Origin of the sequence: Pseudomonas sp. CMR5c (genome assembly GCF_003850545.1) — a bacterium.
Taxonomy (GTDB): domain Bacteria; phylum Pseudomonadota; class Gammaproteobacteria; order Pseudomonadales; family Pseudomonadaceae; genus Aquipseudomonas; species Aquipseudomonas piscis.
In genome coordinates this window covers 4,731,443-4,749,727 of record NZ_CP027705.1, presented here as the reverse complement: position 1 = coordinate 4,749,727, position 18,285 = coordinate 4,731,443, and the positions used below count along the sequence as shown (strand labels likewise).

Below are 18,285 nucleotides of genomic sequence, written 5' to 3'. Positions count from 1 at the left end.
GCAGCTCCTTAATTGACGGCGTCGGCGATGCGCTGGGGCACCGGGATCTGGATTTCCAGCAGTTGCTGGGCGAAGGCCTTGCCCTGGGGGTCGATGCGCAAGCTGGCGACGCCACCGCCGCCCAGGGCGTTTTCCAGGAGGAAGTTGAGGCTGTGGGTGCCCGGCAGGTACCAGCGCTGGACCCGGCCATGGACCGGGTCCAGCACATGGCTCATCCAGTCCACCAGGACTTCCGGGGCCAGGGCCTCGGCGATCCACGGCAGGTAGTCCGGGTGGCGGGCCATGACCCCGATGTTGCTGTGGTTGCCCTTGTCGCCGGAGCGGGCCACCGCCAGCTTGACCAGGGGCACGCTGGCATCGGCCTGGCCCTGGGGCCTGGGCAGCGGGTGGGGAACGGGCAGGGCGCCTGGGTCCAGCGGGTCGGGCTCAGGCAGGGAGCAGGCATGGCGCTGGTCGGCGAAGTCGATTTCCAGGCGGCAGCGGTCCTTGTCCAGCAAGAATGAGAACAGGCGGATCACCGGGTACACCGTCGGCCGTCCGCCGACGATGCCGGTCAGTCCCGGAGCCATGCCGGTGGCGGCCTGGGCGATCTCCCGGGAGAACAGCACCAGGGCCGCCTTGTTCGGGTGGCGCACGGCCAGCTTGATCACCACTTCGCGGCTGTCCTGGCGCTGGCCGTGGGGGCCATAGGTGGCCTCGCTGCCCAGTAGTTCGATGTTCACTTCGCTGTAGGGGCCCCAGCCGCGCTGGCTGAACATCTCGCTGGTCTTGTCGATGATCGCCTGGCTGACCCGACGGGCCTTGGCCACCGCGTCGATGCCGGCCAGCAGGCAACTGGCGGTGCAGCGGAAACCGTCCGGGTAGGTGGCGCTGACCTTGTATTGATGGCTGGGGGGTATGCCCCGGGCGCCCTGGACGCTGACTCGGTCGGCCGCTTCCTGGCGCAATTGCACCTGGGAAAAATCGCAGGTCACGTCCGGCAGCAGGTAGGCCTGGGGGTTGCCGATCTCATACAGCAGTTGCTCGCCCACCGTCAGCGGGCTGACCAGGCCGCCCGTACCCGGGGCCTTGCTCACCACGAAACGGCCATCGGCCTGGACCTCCACCACGGGGAAACCTATGTGCTCGTAGTCCGGCACGTCGCGCCAGTCGGTGAAGTTGCCACCGGTGCACTGTGCGCCGCACTCGATGATGTGCCCGGCCAGGGCGGCCTGGGCCAGGCGGTCGTAGTCATGCCAGGACCAGGCGAACTCATGCACCAGGGCGGCGCTGACCACGGCGCTGTCGACCCCGCGCCCGGTGATGACGATGTCCGCTCCCAGTTCCAGGGCGGCGACTATTCCCGGGGCGCCGAGGTAGGCGTTGGTGGATACGCACATGGGCGGCAGTGGGGCGCCGGTGAACATTTCCACGATTGCGGCGCTGGCCAGCTCCTTAGACTGTGGTTGCAGATCGTCGCCCAGCAGCACGGCGACCTTCAGCGGCACCCCGGCCTTGGCGCAGGCGGCGCGCAGGGCGTCGGCACAAGCCTGGGGGTTGACCCCGCCGGCATTGCTGATGACGCGGATGTTCTGGGCATGGATCGAGCCCAGCAGCGGAGTGAGCACTTCGACGAAGTCCGTGGCGTAGCCCGCCGCCGGGTCCTTCATGCGGGCCCCGGCCATGATCGACAGGGTGATCTCGGCCAGGTAGTCGAATACCAGGTAGTCCAGGCTGGCGCCTTGCACCAGTTGCGCGGCGGCGCTGCTGGTGTCGCCCCAGAAGGCGCTGGCACAGCCGATTCGTACGGTCTTGGTCATGGCGGGACTCTCGAGGAAAGAACTGCACGGAGGCTACCAAGCAAGCGCTTGGTTTGTAAATGCCCTGGGCTATTCTTCTACCCAAGCGCTTGCTTGGGGGCGGTAGGGGGCTTAAATTGCGCGCGCCGTGCCCGCTTTTAGCAGGCCGTTGAAAAACGTCGCGAGGCAGCCAGCGCAAGGCAAAAACAGGCGAAAAGCGCAGTTTACGAGTGGTAAATGAGCATTTTGACCGGCCTGGCGCACCAGCCTGTTTTTAACGCAGCGATGGCAACGCAGGTAGTTTTTCACCGGCCTGTTAGGGTGCGGCGCCAGAGTGATCGATGAAGTGAAGTAGGAGAACACCGGTGGACGAGCAAAAAGCCTTGCAGGTGGTGCGCGAGCTGATCGCCAGCGGGCAAGTGACCGATCCCGAGAGCGCCCGGGGCAAGCTGTTGCGCACGGCTGCGCATCTGTTTCGCAACAAGGGCTATGAACGCACCACCGTGCGCGACCTGGCCGGCGCGGTGGGGATCCAGTCCGGCAGCATCTTCCACCACTTCAAGAGCAAGGACGACATCCTGCGGGCGGTGATGCAGGAGACCATCCACTACAACACCGCGTTGATGCGCGCCGAGCTGGCCGAGGCCGGCAGCGTGCGTGATCGGGTGCTGGCGCTGATCCGCTGCGAGCTGCAGTCGATCATGGGCGGTAGTGGCGAGGCCATGGCGGTGCTGGTCTACGAATGGCGCTCGCTATCGGCCGAGGGTCAGGCGGCGGTCCTGGCCCTGCGCGATATCTACGAGCAGATCTGGCTGCAAGTGCTGGGCGAGGCCAAGGAAGCCGGTTTCATCAGGGGCGATGTGTTCATCACCCGGCGCTTTCTCACCGGTGCCCTGTCCTGGACCACCACCTGGTTTCGCGCCGAGGGCAGCATGACCCTGGAACAGTTGGCGCAAGAGGCCTTGCTGCTGGTACTGAAGGATCACTGAAACGCCGATTAATTATCGCTTGCCAGATTGTCGAAGCGTCCGAAAACGCCTAGCTTTACGGCATTCCCATTCTCTTGCCCGAGGTGTGTTGCCTTGATGTCCCTGCCTTTGCGGCCAGCCTTGCGAATGCTTTTGCTGGCTCTGGCAACACTTTGGGTCGCTCCGGCCTCCTCGGCGCAATTGGTGCGGGTCGCGGCGGCCCATTTCCCTCCTTACACCGTACGCCCTGAAACCGGGGCCGACACTGGCCTGCTACCGCAACTGGTGGAGGCGCTGAACCAGTCCCAGAGCGATTACCAGTTCGTCCTGGTGCCCACTTCGATTCCCCGGCGCTTTCGCGATTTCGAACAGGGGCGGGTGGACATGGCGATCTTCGAGAATCCCGCCTGGGGCTGGCAGGACATCGAACACACCAGCGTCGACATGGGGCTCGAGGATGCGGAGATCTTCGTCGCCCAGCGCCAGCCCGGGCGCGGCCAGGAATACTTCGCCGACCTTGCGGGCAAGCGCCTGGCCCTGTTCAGCGGTTATCACTACGCCTTCGCCCAGTTCAATGCCGATACCCGCTACCTGGCCGATACCTTCAACGCCACGCTGACCTATTCCCATGACAGCAATTTGCTGATGGTCTTGCGCGGCAGGGCGGATATCGCCCTGGTGACGCGTTCCTACCTCAGCGACTTCCTGGCCCGCAACGTCGACAGTACCGATCGCCTCTTGGTTTCCGAGCGCATCGACCAGGTCTACCACCACTACAGCCTGATCCGGCCGAAGGCGCCCATCAGCGCCCGGGATTTCGCCGGGTTGTTGCAAAGGTTGCGGGACAACGGCCAGATGCTGAAGATCTTCGAGCCTTATCGCATCGTGGTCACGCCCGTTCCCCACGCTTGAGCCCGTTTCCGGCCCGGTTCACGGCGGGCTAAATTTTTCCTGGCGGCCCACGTCACTTGCTTGAATGCCCATTCGACGGTGACCTTGCCATGGCCCTTGTGAATCCGCTGAGCGTTGAATCCCCAGGCACTGGCGCCATGCTGGGCATCGACGAGATTGCCGCACGGCGGATGCTGTTCCAGGCATTGCATGTCGAGGGGCAGGAGTCCGGGGCCGTGGATGCGCAGGCCATGGAGGCGGCCCGCCAGGACCGCCTGGCGTTCTGGCTGTCGGCCCAGGTGCATGCCTTGTACCTGGACCCACCGGGTTGCGAGCGCCCCCCGGTTCCCAACCACGAGCCAGCGTGTGCCGGGCATGACCGTTGTCGGAATTGCCAGCAGGAATTCGATCTGTTGCACAAGCGTGCGGCGTTGCTGGTCCTGGGCCGGAGCGGCCTGCTCGAGAGCTGAGCCCGAGCGGTTCTGGAGCTGGGCGCCACGGCCCGGCACCGGTCGCGGGTCAGCGACGGGCGAAGGTGTCGGGGCGGTTGCCCGAGACTTTGCGGCAATGCACCAGGGCATCGCGGATCATGAAGTTCACCAGGGTCGGCGAAACGCCCAGTTCCTTGGCGATATCTTTCTGTGGGACACCATGCAAGCGATACATCTCGAAGGCATAGCGAGTGCGCGAGGGCAGCTCGGTCAGTGCTTCGGCAATGTTTTCCAAGGTGGAGAAGTTCATATGGGAAGTTTCAGGTGAGGCGCCATGGACGACGACGTTCAAGCCTTCCTCTTCGGTGCCCGAGTACTTCTGCTCCAGCGCCTGCTTGCGATAGTGATCGATGGCCAGGTTGCGCACGATCTGGAACAGATAGCTGAGCTGGGCCTTGAACGATGAGGTGATCTGCGGTGCCGATTGCAGCCGGAAGAAAGCGTCCTGGACGACGTCCTCGGCCCTGGACCGGCAGCCGGTGATGCGTGCTGCAATCTTGACCAGGATCAGGCGGTTATCGACAAAAGCCTGGAGTAACGGTGAATCGCACCTGCTTGTGGATACTTGTTCCGTCATGGAAATCACCTTGTTGCAAAGAGGGTAGTGGGACTACTGCGGGGTCAGATTCGTCCTACACATCGAGCGACAAATTAGGCTGAATGATAATGATTGTCAATTGAGAAAAAGAACTAATGCTCTCCTGATTTACAGATTGCGAACGGGCGCGCATTAGCGGTCCTGAGCAGGGCTTGCCAGGCAGCATGCCGCAGGGTCTGTTCCCGTTTGGTGACAGTGCGCGACGAAGCCGTGCAAGCCCCGGGGCAGACGCCCGCCGGCAAACGGCGCCAGCAGCTAATTATTTTCAGGCGTCATCCGTTCCCATTGGAGAAAGATTCCGGGTAGCAGACCCGGCCACGGCGCCCTCCGGATGCCCGCGGCCCACGCATGACCTTTCGATCCGTCGATGGTCAACAGGGCACGGCAGCGCAGGGCCCGATCTCCATTGCATGCACAATCCTGGCAGGAAACCCCATGACGGACGCGTTCGAACTCCCCAGCACCCTGGCCCAAGCCCTTCAACGCCGGGCGGTCCTGGCCCCTGATCAAGTGGCGCTGCGCTTTCTCGCCGACGAACAGGAGCAGAGCGTGGTCCTCAGCTACCGGGACCTGGACCTGCGGGCGCGCACCATCGCCGCGGCCTTGCAGGCCAATGCCGAGTTCGGCGACCGGGCGGTGCTGCTGTTCCCCAGTGGCCCGGACTACGTCGCGGCGTTTTTCGGCTGCCTGTATGCCGGGGTGATCGCGGTGCCGGCCTACCCGCCAGAATCGGCCCGGCGCCATCACCAGGAACGGCTGATCTCGATCATGGCCGACGCCGAGCCACGGCTGCTGCTGACCAGCGCCGGGCTGCGTGAGGCGCTGTTGCAAATGGACGAGCTCAAGGCCGAGGGTGCACCGCAACTGTTGTGCGTCGATACCCTGGACAGCGCCCTGGCCGAGGGCTGGCAGCCCGTCGAGCTGGCGGACGATGACATCGCCTTCTTGCAATACACCTCCGGCTCCACGGCCTTGCCCAAGGGCGTGCAAGTCAGCCACGGCAACCTGGTGGCCAACGAGATGCTGATCCGCCGCGGCTTCGGCATCGACCTCAATCCGGACGACGTGATCGTCAGCTGGTTGCCGCTGTACCACGACATGGGCCTGATCGGCGGCCTGCTGCAACCGATCTTCAGTGGCGTGCCCTGCGTGCTCATGTCCCCGGCCTACTTCCTGGCCCGGCCCCTGCGTTGGCTGGAAGCCATCAGCGAATACGGCGGCACCATCAGTGGCGGCCCGGACTTCGCCTACCGCCTGTGCAGCGAGCGGGTCAGTGAGTCGGCCCTGGAGCGCCTCGACCTGAGCGGTTGGCGCGTGGCCTATTCCGGTTCGGAGCCGATCCGCCTCGACACCCTGGAGCGCTTTGCCGAGAAGTTCGGTGCCTGCGGTTTCAGCGCCGATAACTTCCTGGCGTCCTATGGCCTGGCCGAAGCCACGCTGTTCGTCGCCGGTGGCGTGCGCGGCCAGGGCATCCCGGCCTTGCACCTGGACGAGCAGGCCCTGGCGCAGAACCGTGCCGAACCGGGGCAGGGCAGCGCGATGATGAGCTGTGGCTTCAGCCAGCCGGAACACGCGGTGCTGTTGATGGATCCGCAGCAGCTTCGCGAGCTGCCGGATAATCGCATCGGCGAGGTCTGGGCCGCCGGACCGAGCATCGCCCATGGCTACTGGCGCAATCCCGAAGCGACCGCCAAGACCTTCGTCCAGCACGCCGGCCGTACCTGGTTGCGCACCGGCGACCTGGGCTTCATGCGCGATGGCCAGCTGTACATCACCGGGCGCCTGAAGGACCTGCTGATCGTGCGTGGGCACAACCTGTATCCCCAGGACATCGAGAAGACCATCGAGCGCGAAGTGGAAGTGGTGCGCAAAGGCCGGGTGGCGGCCTTCGCCGTCACCGACCAGGGCCAGGAAGGCATTGGCATCGCCGCGGAAATCAGCCGCAGCGTGCAGAAGATCCTGCCGCCCGAGGCACTGATCAAGGCCATTCGCCAGGCAGTCGCCGAGGCCTGCCAGGAAGCGCCTAGCGTGGTGGTACTGCTCAACCCCGGGGCCTTGCCCAAGACTTCCAGCGGCAAGCTGCAACGCTCGGCCTGCCGTACCCGCCTGGCCGATGGCAGCCTGGACTACTACGCGCTGTTCCCGGATGCCTCGACTCCGGGCCAGGACGCAACCGGCGAAGCTCCAGGCAATGAGTTGCAGGCCCTGATCGGGCGTATCTGGCAGGAGCAATTGCAATGCGCTGCGGTGGCCGCCGAGGATCACTTCTTCCTGCTGGGCGGCAACTCCATCGCCGCCACCCAGGTCATGGCCCGCCTGAGCCAGGAACTGGGCCTGGAACTGGGGCTGCGCCTGTTGTTCGAGGCCCCGACCCTGTCGGCGTTCAGTGCCGAGGTCGCGCGCCTGCAGCAGGACGGTGGCACAGCCCAGGGCGCGATCAACACCCTGTCGCGCCAGAAGCCGTTGCCGCAATCCCTGGCCCAGAACCGCCTGTGGATCACCTGGCAGCTGGACCCATGCAGCAGCGCCTACAACATTCCCGGTGGCCTGCGCTTGCGTGGCGAACTGGACGAGGACGCCCTGCGCGCCAGCTTCCAGCAACTGCTCCAGCGCCACGAAGCCCTGCGCACGCGTTTCTTCGAGCGTGACGGCCAAGCCTTGCAACAAGTGGATGAGCCCTGCGAATTCAACCTGCAACTGATCGATATCAGCGACTTGCCACCGGCCGAACGCGAAGCCCGGGCCCGGCAGATCCGCGAGGATGAGGCCCACACCCAGTTCGATCTGGAGAAGGGGCCCCTGTACTGGGCGACCCTGGTGCGCCTGGATGATGAAGAACATCAACTGTTGCTGACCCTGCACCACATCATTGCCGACGGCTGGTCGCTGAACCTGCTGATCGACGAGTTCTCGCGCCTGTATGCGGCCTTCGCCCAAGGCCAGGCCCTGGAGCTGGCGCCACTGGCCCTGCAATACGCCGACTACGGTAGTTGGCAGCGCCAATGGCTGGCCCAGGGCGAAGGCCAGCGCCAGCTGGATTACTGGAAGCAGCAGCTGGCCGATGAAGCCCCAGCCCTGAGCCTGGCCACCGATCATCCACGCTCGGCCCAGGTCCGGCACAGCGCCGCGCGCCACGGCCAGCGCTTGAGCGCGAGCCTCAGCGAGGCCGTGCGCCAGGCGGCCCAGGCCCAGCAGGTGACGCCATTCATGCTGCTGCTGGCAGCCTTCCAGACCCTGCTGTACCGCTACACCGGCCAGGGCGATATCCGCGTCGGGGTGCCCAATGCCAACCGCCCGCGCCTGGAAACCCAGGGCCTGCTGGGCTTCTTCATCAACACCCAGGTCTTGCGCGGCCAGTTGTATGGGCGCCAGTCCTTCGCCGAGTTGCTGCAACAGGTTCGCCAGGCTGCCCTGGGCGCCCAGGCCAACCAGGACCTGCCGTTCGAACAACTGCTGGAAGCCTTCCCCGAGGCCCGCGAGCAAGGCCTGTTCCAGGTCATGTTCAACCACCAGCAACGCGACCTCAGTGCCCTGCGTCGCCTGCCCGGGTTGCTGGCCGAAGAGCTGCCGTGGCACAGCCGCGAAGCCAAGTTCGACCTGCAACTGCACACCGAGGAAGATCGCAACGGACGCCTGAGCCTGGCCTTCGACTATGCCGACGAGCTGTTCGAAGCGGCGACCATCGAGCGCCTGGCCGGACACTTCATCAGCCTGTTGGAACACGCCTGCCAGCAACCTGAGGCGGCCCTGGGCGACCTGCCGCTCTTGAGCCAGGCACAGGCCGAGCAGCTGCAACAGTGGAGCGTGGCCCCCTGTGCGCCGGCCGAGCGCTGGCTGCCGGAACGGCTGCATGAACAATGGCAGCTGACCCCGGAACGCACCGCGCTGGTGTGGGAGGGTGGCCAGTTGAGTTTTGCCGAGCTGCATACCCAGGCCAACCGCCTGGCCCACTACCTGCGGGACAAGGGCGTCGGCCCCGACGTGTGCGTGGCAATCGCCGCCGAGCGTTCGCCGCAACTGCTGATCGGCCTGCTGGCCATCGTCAAGGCCGGCGGCGCCTATGTACCCCTGGACCCGGACTACCCCGCCGAGCGCCTGGCCTACATGCTCGGCGACAGCGGTGTCGAGCTGCTGCTGACCCAGACCCACCTGCTCGAGCGCATGCCGGTCACTGCGGGCGTCAGCGCCATCGCCATGGACAGCCTCAAGCTCGACAATTGGCCGAGCCAGGCCCCGGGCCTGCACCTGCATGGCGATAACCTGGCCTATGTGATCTACACCTCCGGTTCCACCGGCCAACCCAAGGGCGTCGGCAATACCCACGCCGCGCTGATGGAGCGCCTGCAATGGATGCAGGACAGCTACCAGTTGCAGGCTGATGACGTGCTGATGCAAAAAGCCCCGATCAGCTTCGACGTATCGGTATGGGAATGCTTCTGGCCGCTGATCACCGGCTGCCGCTTGTTCATTGCCGCTCCCGGCGAGCATCGCGACCCGCACCGTATCGCGCAGTTGGTGCAGGAGCACGGCGTGACCACGCTGCACTTTGTCCCGCCGCTGTTGCAGCTGTTCGTCGACGAGCCGCTCAGCGCCGGCTGCCATAGCCTGCGCCGGGTATTCTCCGGTGGCGAAGCCTTGCCCGCCGAGTTGCGCAACCGCCTGCTGGAGCAACTGCCGGGCGTGCAACTGCACAACCGCTATGGCCCGACCGAAACCGCGATCAACGTCACCCACTGGCACTGCGTGGTGGCTGATGGCGAGCGTTCGCCCATCGGTCGTCCCTTGGGGAATGTGATCTGCCGTGTGCTGGACGCCGAACTCAACGTGCTGCCGGCTGGAGTGCCCGGTGAGCTGTGCATCAGCGGCCAGGGCCTGGCCCGGGGTTACCTGGGGCGTGCGGCCCTGACTGCCGAACGCTTTGTGGTGGACCCGTTGAGCGAGGAGGGCGCGCGCCTGTACCGCACCGGCGACCGGGTGCGCTGGTGCGCCGATGGCGTGCTGGAATACCTCGGTCGCCTCGACCAGCAGGTCAAGCTGCGGGGCTTCCGGGTCGAACCCCAGGAGATCGAAGCGCGCCTGCTCGCCCAGGACGGCGTGGCCCAGGCCGCGGTGCTGGTGCGTAAGACCCAGGCCGGAGCGCAGTTGATCGGCTACTACACGGCCCATGCCGACGAAGAAGATGAACAACAGCAGAGCGCCCGCCTGAAAACCGCCCTGGCCGCCGAGCTGCCCGAATACATGGTACCGGCGCAGCTGGTGCGCCTTGAGTCCATGCCCCTGAGCCCCAGTGGCAAGCTGGATCGGCGGGCGCTGCCCGAGCCGCAATGGCAGGTGCGCGAGCATGTCGAGCCCTGCACCGAGCTGGAGCAGCAGATCGCGGCTATCTGGCGCGAGGTGCTGGGCCAGCCGCGCATCGGCCTGACGGACGATTTCTTCGCCCTGGGCGGCCATTCGTTGCTGGCCACCCAGATCATTTCCCGCACTCGCCAGGCCTGTGATGTGGAGCTGCCCCTGCGCGTGCTGTTCGAAGCCAGCGAGTTGGGGACCTTTGCCGAACAAGTGCGACTGATCCAGGAGACCGGGGCGCACAACCAGCAGCCGCCGATCGCCCAGGTCGATCGCAGCCAACCGGTGCCGCTGTCCTATTCCCAGCAGCGCATGTGGTTCCTCTGGCAGATGGAGCCGGACAGCCCGGCCTATAACGTCGGCGGCATGGCGCGGCTGAGCGGTGTGCTGGATGTCGGGCGTTTCGAGGCGGCCTTGCAAGCGCTGATCCTGCGCCATGAAACCCTGCGCACCACCTTCCCCAGCGTCAACGGCGTGGCTCGCCAGCAGGTGCATGCCGATACCGGCCTGCGCATGGCCTGGAAGGATTTCTCGGCCCTGGCCCCCGAGGCGCGGCAACAGCGCCTGCAGCAGCTGGCGGACAGCGAGGCGCACCAGCCCTTCGACCTGGAAACCGGTCCCTTGCTGCGGGCCTGCCTGGTCAAGGCCGGCGATCAGGAACACTACTTCGTCCTGACCCTGCACCACATCGTGACCGAAGGCTGGGCCATGGACATCTTCGCCCGTGAGTTGGGAGCGCTGTACGAAGCCTTCCTCGACGATCGCGATTCGCCCCTGGAACCGCTGCCGGTGCAGTACCTGGACTACAGCGTGTGGCAGCGCCAATGGCTGGAATCCGGCGAGCGCCAGCGCCAGCTGGACTACTGGACAGAACAACTGGGCCGTGAGCATCCATTGCTGGAGCTGCCCAGCGACCGGCCACGGCCGGCGGTGCAGAGCCACCAGGGCGAGCTCTATCGCTTCGACCTTGGCGACGCACTGGCGGCCCGGGTCCGGGCCTTCAATGCCGAGCACGGCCTGACCCTGTTCATGACTATGACCGCCGCCCTGTCGGTGCTGCTGTATCGCTACAGCGGCCAGACCGACCTGCGCATCGGCGCGCCAGTGGCCAACCGCATCCGCCCGGAAAGCGAAGGCCTGATCGGTGCCTTCCTCAATACCCAGGTGCTGCGCTGCCAGCTGGATGGACAGATGAGCGTCGGCCAGTTGCTGGAGCAGGTACGCCAGACGGTGATCGATGGCCAGTCCCACCAGGACCTGCCGTTCGACCATCTGGTGGAAGCCCTGCAACCACCGCGCAGCGCCGCATACAACCCGCTGTTCCAGGTGATGTGCAACGTCCAGCGCTGGGAGTTCCAGCAGAGCCGGCAACTGGCGGGCATGACCGTGGAGTACCTGGTCAACGATGCCCGGGCCACCAAGTTCGACCTCAACCTGGAAGTCACCGACCTGGATCAGCGCCTTGGCTGCTGCCTGACCTACAGCACCGACCTGTTCGACGAGCCGCGCATTGCGCGCATGGCTGCCCACTGGCGCAACCTGCTGGAGGCGTTGCTGGGCGACCCGACGCAGCGTCTGTGCGAACTGCCATTGCTGCAGTCGGACGAGCAGCGTCAGCTGCTCGATAGCCTGGGTAGCGAAGCCGGCGAGCAGCGCCTGGACCAATGCATCCAGCAGTTGTTCAGCCAGCAGGCGCGGGCACGCCAGGATGCCCCGGCACTGACCTTCGCCGGCCAGACCCTGAGCTACAGCGAATTGGACAGCCGCGCCAATCGTCTGGCCTGGATGCTCCGCGAACGTGGGGTGGGCCCGCAGGTGCGGGTCGGCCTCGCGTTGGAGCGCTCGCTGGAGATGGTGATCGGCCTGCTGGCGATCCTCAAGGCCGGCGGCGCTTATGTGCCGCTGGACCCGGAATACCCCCTGGATCGCCTGCACTACATGATCGAGGACAGCGGCATCGGCCTGCTGCTCAGCGATGCGCGGATGTTCCAGGCCCTCGGCGAACTGCCGGCAGGCGTGGCGCGCTGGTGCCTGGAGGAGGACGGCGCACTGCTGGCCGACTACCCGGCCAGCGAATTGCCCTTGGTCAGCCTGCCGCAACACCAGGCCTACCTGATCTACACCTCCGGTTCCACCGGCCTGCCCAAGGGCGTGGTGGTGTCCCATGGGGAAATCGCCATGCACTGCCAGGCGGTGATCCGTCGATTCGGCATGCGTGCCGACGATTGCGAACTGCACTTCTATTCCATCAACTTCGACGCCGCTACCGAGCGCTTGCTGGTGCCGCTGCTCAGCGGTGCCCAGGTAGTGTTGCGGGCCCAGGGCCAGTGGGACGCCGAGGAAATCTGCCAGCTGATCCGCCAGCATCGGGTCAGCATCCTGGGCTTCACCCCCAGCTATGGCAGCCAACTGGCCCAGCACCTGGCGACCCAGCAGCAAACCCTGGCGGTACGCATGTGCATCACCGGTGGCGAGGCCCTGACCGGCGAGCACCTGCAACGCATTCGCGCGGCCTTCCAGCCGAGCCTGTTCTTCAACGCCTACGGCCCGACCGAAACCGTGGTCATGCCCCTGGCCAGCCTGGCGCCGGAACAATTGGCCGAAGGCGTGGCCAGCGTGCCCATCGGCAGCATCGTCGGCGCGCGGGTGGCCTATATCCTCGATGCCGACCTGGCGCTGGTGCCCCAAGGCGCGACCGGTGAGCTGTATGTGGGCGGTGCGGGCCTGGCCCAGGGCTACCATCGTCGCCCGGGCCTGAGCGCCGAGCGTTTCGTCGCCGATCCGTTCAGTTGCGCCGGCGGTCGCCTGTATCGCACCGGCGACCTGGTGCGCCAGTGCGCCGACGGCCAGGTGGAATACATCGGCCGGGTCGACCATCAGGTGAAGATCCGCGGTTTCCGTATCGAGCTGGGGGAAATCGAATCCCGCTTGCTGGATCATCCTGCGGTACGCGAAGCGGTGGTGCTGGCGCTGGATGCGCCATCGGGCAAGCAACTGGCGGGTTACCTGGTGACCGAGGTCGCGGGGCACAACGAGGTGGCGCAGGCCAACCTGCGCGAAGCCCTCAAGCAGCAATTGAAGACCCAGTTGCCGGACTACATGGTGCCGACTCACCTGATCCTGCTGTCCAGCATGCCGCTGACCGCCAACGGCAAGCTCGATCGCCGGGCCTTGCCGATGCCTGATCCGGAGCTCAATCGCCAGCAGTACGTGGCCCCGAGCAACGAGCTGGAGCAGAGCCTGGCGCGTATCTGGTGCGATGTGCTGAACGTGCAGCAGGTGGGCCTCAACGACAACTTCTTCGAACTGGGCGGCGATTCGATCCTGTCGATCCAGGTGGTCAGCCGTGCGCGCCAGCTGGGCATCCATTTCACCCCGCGTGACCTGTTCCAGCACCAGACCGTGCAGACCCTGGCGCGGGTGGCCAGCCGCAGCCAGCGCATCAGCGCCGAGCAAGGACTGCTTAGCGGCGAGGCGCCGCTGACCCCGATCCAGCATTGGTTCTTCGATAGCCGCATCCCGCAGCCGCAGCACTGGAACCAGGCGCTGCTGCTGGAGCCGGTGGCGCCCCTGGATGTCCAGCGCCTGGAGCAGGCACTGCTGGCGGTGGTGGAACAACACGACGCCCTGCGCCTGCGCTTCAACCAGGGCAACGAACAATGGCGCGCCGAGTACTTGCCGCTGTCCGATGCGCCGTTGCTGTGGCAGGTACGGGTGCCGTCCATGGCTACCTGCGAAACCTTGTTCGCCGATGCCCAGCGCAGCCTCGACCTGGAGCATGGGCCGCTGCTGCGTGCGGTGCTGGTGGACGGTCCGGAGGGTGAGCAGCGGCTGCTGCTGGCCATCCACCATCTGGTGGTGGACGGCGTGTCCTGGCGGGTGCTGCTGGAGGATCTGCAGAACGTCTATCGCCAGTTGGAGGCCGGCCAGGCCGTGCAGTTGCCGGCCAAGACCAGTGCCCTGCGCGACTGGTCGAGCCGCTTGCAGGCCTACGCCGGCAGTGAGTCGCTGCGCGAGGAACTGGCCTGGTGGCAACAGCAACTGGCCGGCCCGGTGGCGCAATTGCCAGGGTTGCAGCCGGACGGTGGCCAGCAACACCAGCATGCCCGCAGCCACAGCGTGACCCTGGATGCCGAGCGCACCCGTCAACTGCTGCAACAGGCCCCGGCGGCCTATCGCACCCAGGTCAACGACCTGCTGCTCACCGCCCTGGCCCGGGTGCTGTGCCGCTGGAGCGGACAGCCTTCGGCACTGGTGCAACTGGAAGGCCACGGCCGCGAGGCGTTGTTCGACGAGATCGACCTGACCCGCACCGTGGGCTGGTTCACCAGCGCCTATCCGCTGCGCCTGACGCCGTTGCAGGTGGAAGAAGCCGCGGGGCAGGGCGCCTCGATCAAGGCGATCAAGGAGCAATTGCGCGGTGTGCCGCACAAGGGCCTGGGCTATGGCGTGCTGCGCTACCTGGCCGATGACGCCTGCCAAGCGGCCCTGGCGGCGCTACCGCTGGCGCCGGTGACCTTCAACTACCTGGGGCAGTTCGACCAGAGCTTCGGTAGCGATGCGCTGCTGCGTCCGCTGGACGAGTCAGTCGGCCCGGCCCATGCCCTGGAGGCACCGCTGCCCAACGAGCTGAGCATCGACAGCCAGGTCTACGGCGGTGAACTGGTGCTGCGCTGGACCTACAGTGCCGAGCGCTTCGACCCCGAGCTGATCGCCGAGTTGGCGGCGGCCTACCTGGGTGAGCTGCAGAGCCTGATCGCCCATTGCCTGAAGGACGATGCCGGTGGCTTGACGCCGTCGGACTTCCCCCTGGCGCGCCTGACCCAGGCCCAGCTCGATGCCCTGCCAGTACCGGCGGCGCAGATCGAGGATGTCTATCCGCTGACGCCGATGCAGGAAGGCATGTTGCTGCACACCCTGCTGGAGCCGGGCACCGGCCTCTACTACATGCAGGACCGCTACCGCATCAACAGCGAACTGGACCCCGAGCGCTTCGCCCAGGCCTGGCAGGCCGTGGTGGCCCGGCATGAAGCCCTGCGCGCCTCGTTCTGCTGGAACGTGGGCGAGGACATGCTGCAGGTTATCCACAAGCCGGGCAGCACCCCCATCGAGTACCTGGACTGGAGCGATGTGCCGGAGGCCGAACAGGAGGTCGAGCAAGAAGCCAGGCTGCAAGCCCTGCACAAAGCCGAGCGCGAGGCCGGTTTCGATCTGCTCAACCAGGCGCCGTTCCACCTGCGGCTGATCCGTGTCGGCGCCGCGCGCTACTGGTTCATGATGAGCAACCACCACATCCTCATCGATGCCTGGTGCCGCTCGTTGTTGATGAACGACTTCTTCGAGATCTACACCGCCCTGGGCGAAGGCCGCGAGGCGCAGTTGGCAGTACCGCCGCGCTACCGCGACTACATCGGCTGGCTGCAACACCAGAGCCTGGCCGAGGCGCGCCAGTGGTGGCGGCAGAATCTCGCGGGCTTCGAGCGCACCACGCCGATCCCCAGCGACCGGCCGTTCCTGCGCGAGCATGCCGGCGACAGCGGCGGCATGATCGTCGGCGACTGCTACACCCGGCTCGATCCACGGGACGGTGCGCAATTGCGCGAGCTGGCGCAGCAGCACCAGTTGACCGTCAACACCTTCGCCCAGGCGGCCTGGGCCCTGGTCCTGCGGCGCATGAGCGGTGACCGCGACGTGCTGTTCGGGGTCACCGTGGCCGGGCGGCCGGTGGACATGCCGCAGATGCAGCGCACCGTCGGCCTGTTCATCAACAGCATCGCCCTGCGGGTCAAGCTGCCCGAGGATGGCCAGCGTTGCAGCGTGCGCCAATGGCTGGGCCAGTTGCTGGACAGCAACATGCAGCTGCGCGAGTACGAGTACCTGCCACTGGTGGCGATCCAGGAAACCAGCGAGCTGCCCAAGGGCCAGCCGCTGTTCGACAGCCTGTTCGTGTTCGAGAACGCCCCGGTGGAGGTCTCGGTACTGGATCGGGCCCAGAGCCTGAACGCCAGTTCGGACTCCGGCCGCACCCACACCAACTTTCCGATCACGGCCGTCTGCTACCCGGGGGACGACCTGGGGCTGCACCTGTCCTATGACCAGCGCTACTTCGAGCAGGCGACCATCGAGCGCATGCTGGGCGAGTTCAAGCGCCTGCTGCTGGCGCTGATGCAGGGTTTTAATGGCGATATGGCCGAGCTGCCGTTGCTGGGCGAGGAGGAGCGTGATTTCCTGCTGGCCGGTTGCAACCAGAGCCAGCACCAGTACCCGCTGGAGCGCAGCTACGTGGAGTTGTTCGAGGCCCAGGTGGCCGCGCATCCGCAGCGTATCGCCGCCAGCTGCCTGGAACAGAGCCATAGCTATGCCGAGTTGAACCTGCGCAGCAACCGCCTGGGCCATGCCCTGGTGGCCCAGGGCGTGGATTTTGACCAGCCGGTGGCCCTGCTGGCCGAGCGTGGCCTGGAGCTGTTGGGCATGATCATCGGCAGCTTCAAGGCCGGGGCCGGCTACCTGCCCCTGGACCCGGGCCTGCCGGGCCAGCGCCTGGGCCGCATCATCGAGCTCAGTCGCACGCCGATCCTGGTCTGTACCCAGGCTTGCCGTGAACAGGCCCAGGCCCTGCTGGACGAGTTCGGCTGCGCCGGTCGTCCGCGCTTGCTGGTCTGGGAAGACGTCCAGGCCGGGGCTGGGCGCGAGGACAATCCCGGACGCTACAGCCGTGCGGACAACCTCGCCTACGTGATCTACACCTCCGGTTCCACCGGCCTGCCCAAGGGCGTGATGGTGGAGCAGCGCGGCATGCTCAACAACCAGTTGAGCAAGGTGCCGTACCTGCAACTGAGCGAGGCCGATGTGATCGCCCAGACCGCCTCCCAGAGCTTCGATATCTCGGTCTGGCAGTTCCTTGCCGCGCCGCTGTTCGGCGCTCGGGTGGACATCGTGCCCAATACCATCGCCCATGATCCCCAGGGGCTCCTGGCCCACGTCCAGGAGCAGGGCATCACCGTGCTGGAGAGCGTGCCGTCGCTGATCCAGGGCATGCTGGCCCAGGACGCCATCGCCCTGGACGGCCTGCGCTGGATGCTGCCCACCGGCGAGGCCATGCCACCGGAGCTGGCGCATCAGTGGCTGCTGCGTTATCCACAGATCGGCCTGGTCAACGCCTACGGCCCGGCGGAGTGCTCCGACGACGTGGCCTTCTTCCGCGTGGACCTGGCCTCGACCCGGGGCAGCTACCTGCCCATCGGCATGCCCACCGACAACAACCTGTTGTACCTGATGGACGAAGCCCTGGAGCTGGTGCCCCTGGGTGCGGTGGGCGAGCTGTGCGTGGCCGGTACCGGTGTCGGCCGTGGCTACGTCAGCGACCCGTTGCGCACTGTGCAAGCCTTCGTGCCCCATCCGTTCGGTGCTGCGGGCGAACGCCTGTACCGCACCGGCGACCTGGCACGCCGGCGCAGCGACGGCGTGCTGGAGTACGTCGGGCGGATCGACCATCAGGTGAAGATCCGTGGCTACCGCATCGAACTGGGTGAGATCGAAGCGCGCCTGCACGAACAACCGGAGCTGCGGGATGCCGCGGTCGGGGTGCAGGAGGGCGTCAATGGCAAGCACCTGGTGGGCTACCTGGTCGCCAGCGACTCGGGCCTGGGGCAAAGCGAACGCCTGGAGCGGATCAAGCCGCGCCTGCGCGCCGAGTTGCCGGAGTACATGGTGCCGCTGCACTGGTTGTGGCTGGAGCGCCTGCCGCTCAACGCCAACGGCAAGCTCGATCGCAAGGCCCTGCCGGCCCTGGAGATCGGCCAGTTGCAGAGCCAGGACTACCTGGCCCCGAGCAGCGAGCTGGAGCAGACCCTGGTGGACATCTGGGCCGAAGTGCTCAAGGTGGAGCGAGTGGGGGTGCGCGACAACTTCTTCGAGTTGGGCGGGCACTCGTTGCTGGCTACCCAGATCGCCTCGCGGGTACAGAAGACCCTGCAACGCAACGTGCCATTGCGGGCGATGTTCGAATGCAGCACGGTGCAGGAGCTGGCGGCCTATATCGACGGACTGGAGGCCAATGAAATCAGCGAAGAGAAGGTCGATCGCCTGAGCGACCTGATGGCTGAGCTGGAGGGCTTGTGACCCAAGGGTGACGGGGCCTTGTTCGCTGGCCAGTCAGGTTCTGTTGGCCAATAGCCCCTCAAGCCCTCTGTTATGATCGCGCCCGGCCCAGG

Annotated in this window: 6 protein-coding genes; 4 read left to right on the top strand and 2 right to left on the bottom strand. The window is 66.1% G+C overall.

The features are described 5' to 3' along the window. Nucleotides 1-8 precede the first annotated feature (8 nt). Entirely contained in the window at nt 9-1,799 is a 1,791-nt protein-coding gene (locus C4K40_RS21665) for an acyclic terpene utilization AtuA family protein (protein ID WP_053133046.1), read from the bottom strand. Nucleotides 1,800-2,143: 344 nt separating this feature from the next. On the opposite strand from C4K40_RS21665, the gene C4K40_RS21660 reads away from it, so the two are divergent. From C4K40_RS21660 to C4K40_RS21650, 3 genes are all read left to right on the top strand, one after another. Then, nucleotides 2,144-2,767 carry a TetR/AcrR family transcriptional regulator gene (locus C4K40_RS21660; protein WP_022639983.1) on the top strand — a complete coding sequence of 208 codons (624 nt, stop codon included), beginning with the start codon at nt 2,144-2,146 and terminating at the stop codon, nt 2,765-2,767. Nucleotides 2,768-2,863: 96 nt separating this feature from the next. Continuing rightward, nucleotides 2,864-3,658, top strand: a complete 795-nt coding sequence (locus tag C4K40_RS21655; protein ID WP_031320236.1) for an ABC transporter substrate-binding protein — start codon at nt 2,864-2,866, stop codon at nt 3,656-3,658. An 89-nt stretch (nt 3,659-3,747) separates the two neighbouring features. Continuing rightward, nucleotides 3,748-4,107 carry a hypothetical protein gene (locus C4K40_RS21650; protein ID WP_053133043.1) on the top strand — a complete coding sequence of 120 codons (360 nt, stop codon included), beginning with the start codon at nt 3,748-3,750 and terminating at the stop codon, nt 4,105-4,107. A 49-nt stretch (nt 4,108-4,156) separates the two neighbouring features. Here C4K40_RS21650 and C4K40_RS21645 read toward each other — a convergent pair whose 3' ends face one another. After that, nucleotides 4,157-4,705, bottom strand: coding sequence for an RNA polymerase factor sigma-70 (locus tag C4K40_RS21645; RefSeq protein ID WP_022639980.1), 549 nt, complete (start codon nt 4,703-4,705; stop codon nt 4,157-4,159). Between the two features lie 456 nt (nt 4,706-5,161). On the opposite strand from C4K40_RS21645, the gene C4K40_RS21640 reads away from it, so the two are divergent. Then, entirely contained in the window at nt 5,162-18,193 is a 13,032-nt protein-coding gene (locus C4K40_RS21640) for a non-ribosomal peptide synthetase (protein ID WP_053133039.1), read from the top strand. Nucleotides 18,194-18,285: the final 92 nt, after the last annotated feature.

Excerpts from the sequence above, each read along its gene's own strand:
- C4K40_RS21665 (WP_053133046.1), bottom strand. The coding sequence starts at position 1,799 with ATGACCAAGACCGTACGAATCGGCTGTGCCAGCGCCTTCTGGGGCGAC.
- C4K40_RS21655 (WP_031320236.1), top strand. The coding sequence starts at position 2,864 with ATGTCCCTGCCTTTGCGGCCAGCCTTGCGAATGCTTTTGCTGGCTCTG.
- C4K40_RS21650 (WP_053133043.1), top strand. The coding sequence starts at position 3,748 with ATGGCCCTTGTGAATCCGCTGAGCGTTGAATCCCCAGGCACTGGCGCC.
- C4K40_RS21645 (WP_022639980.1), bottom strand. The coding sequence starts at position 4,705 with ATGACGGAACAAGTATCCACAAGCAGGTGCGATTCACCGTTACTCCAG.
- C4K40_RS21640 (WP_053133039.1), top strand. The coding sequence starts at position 5,162 with ATGACGGACGCGTTCGAACTCCCCAGCACCCTGGCCCAAGCCCTTCAA.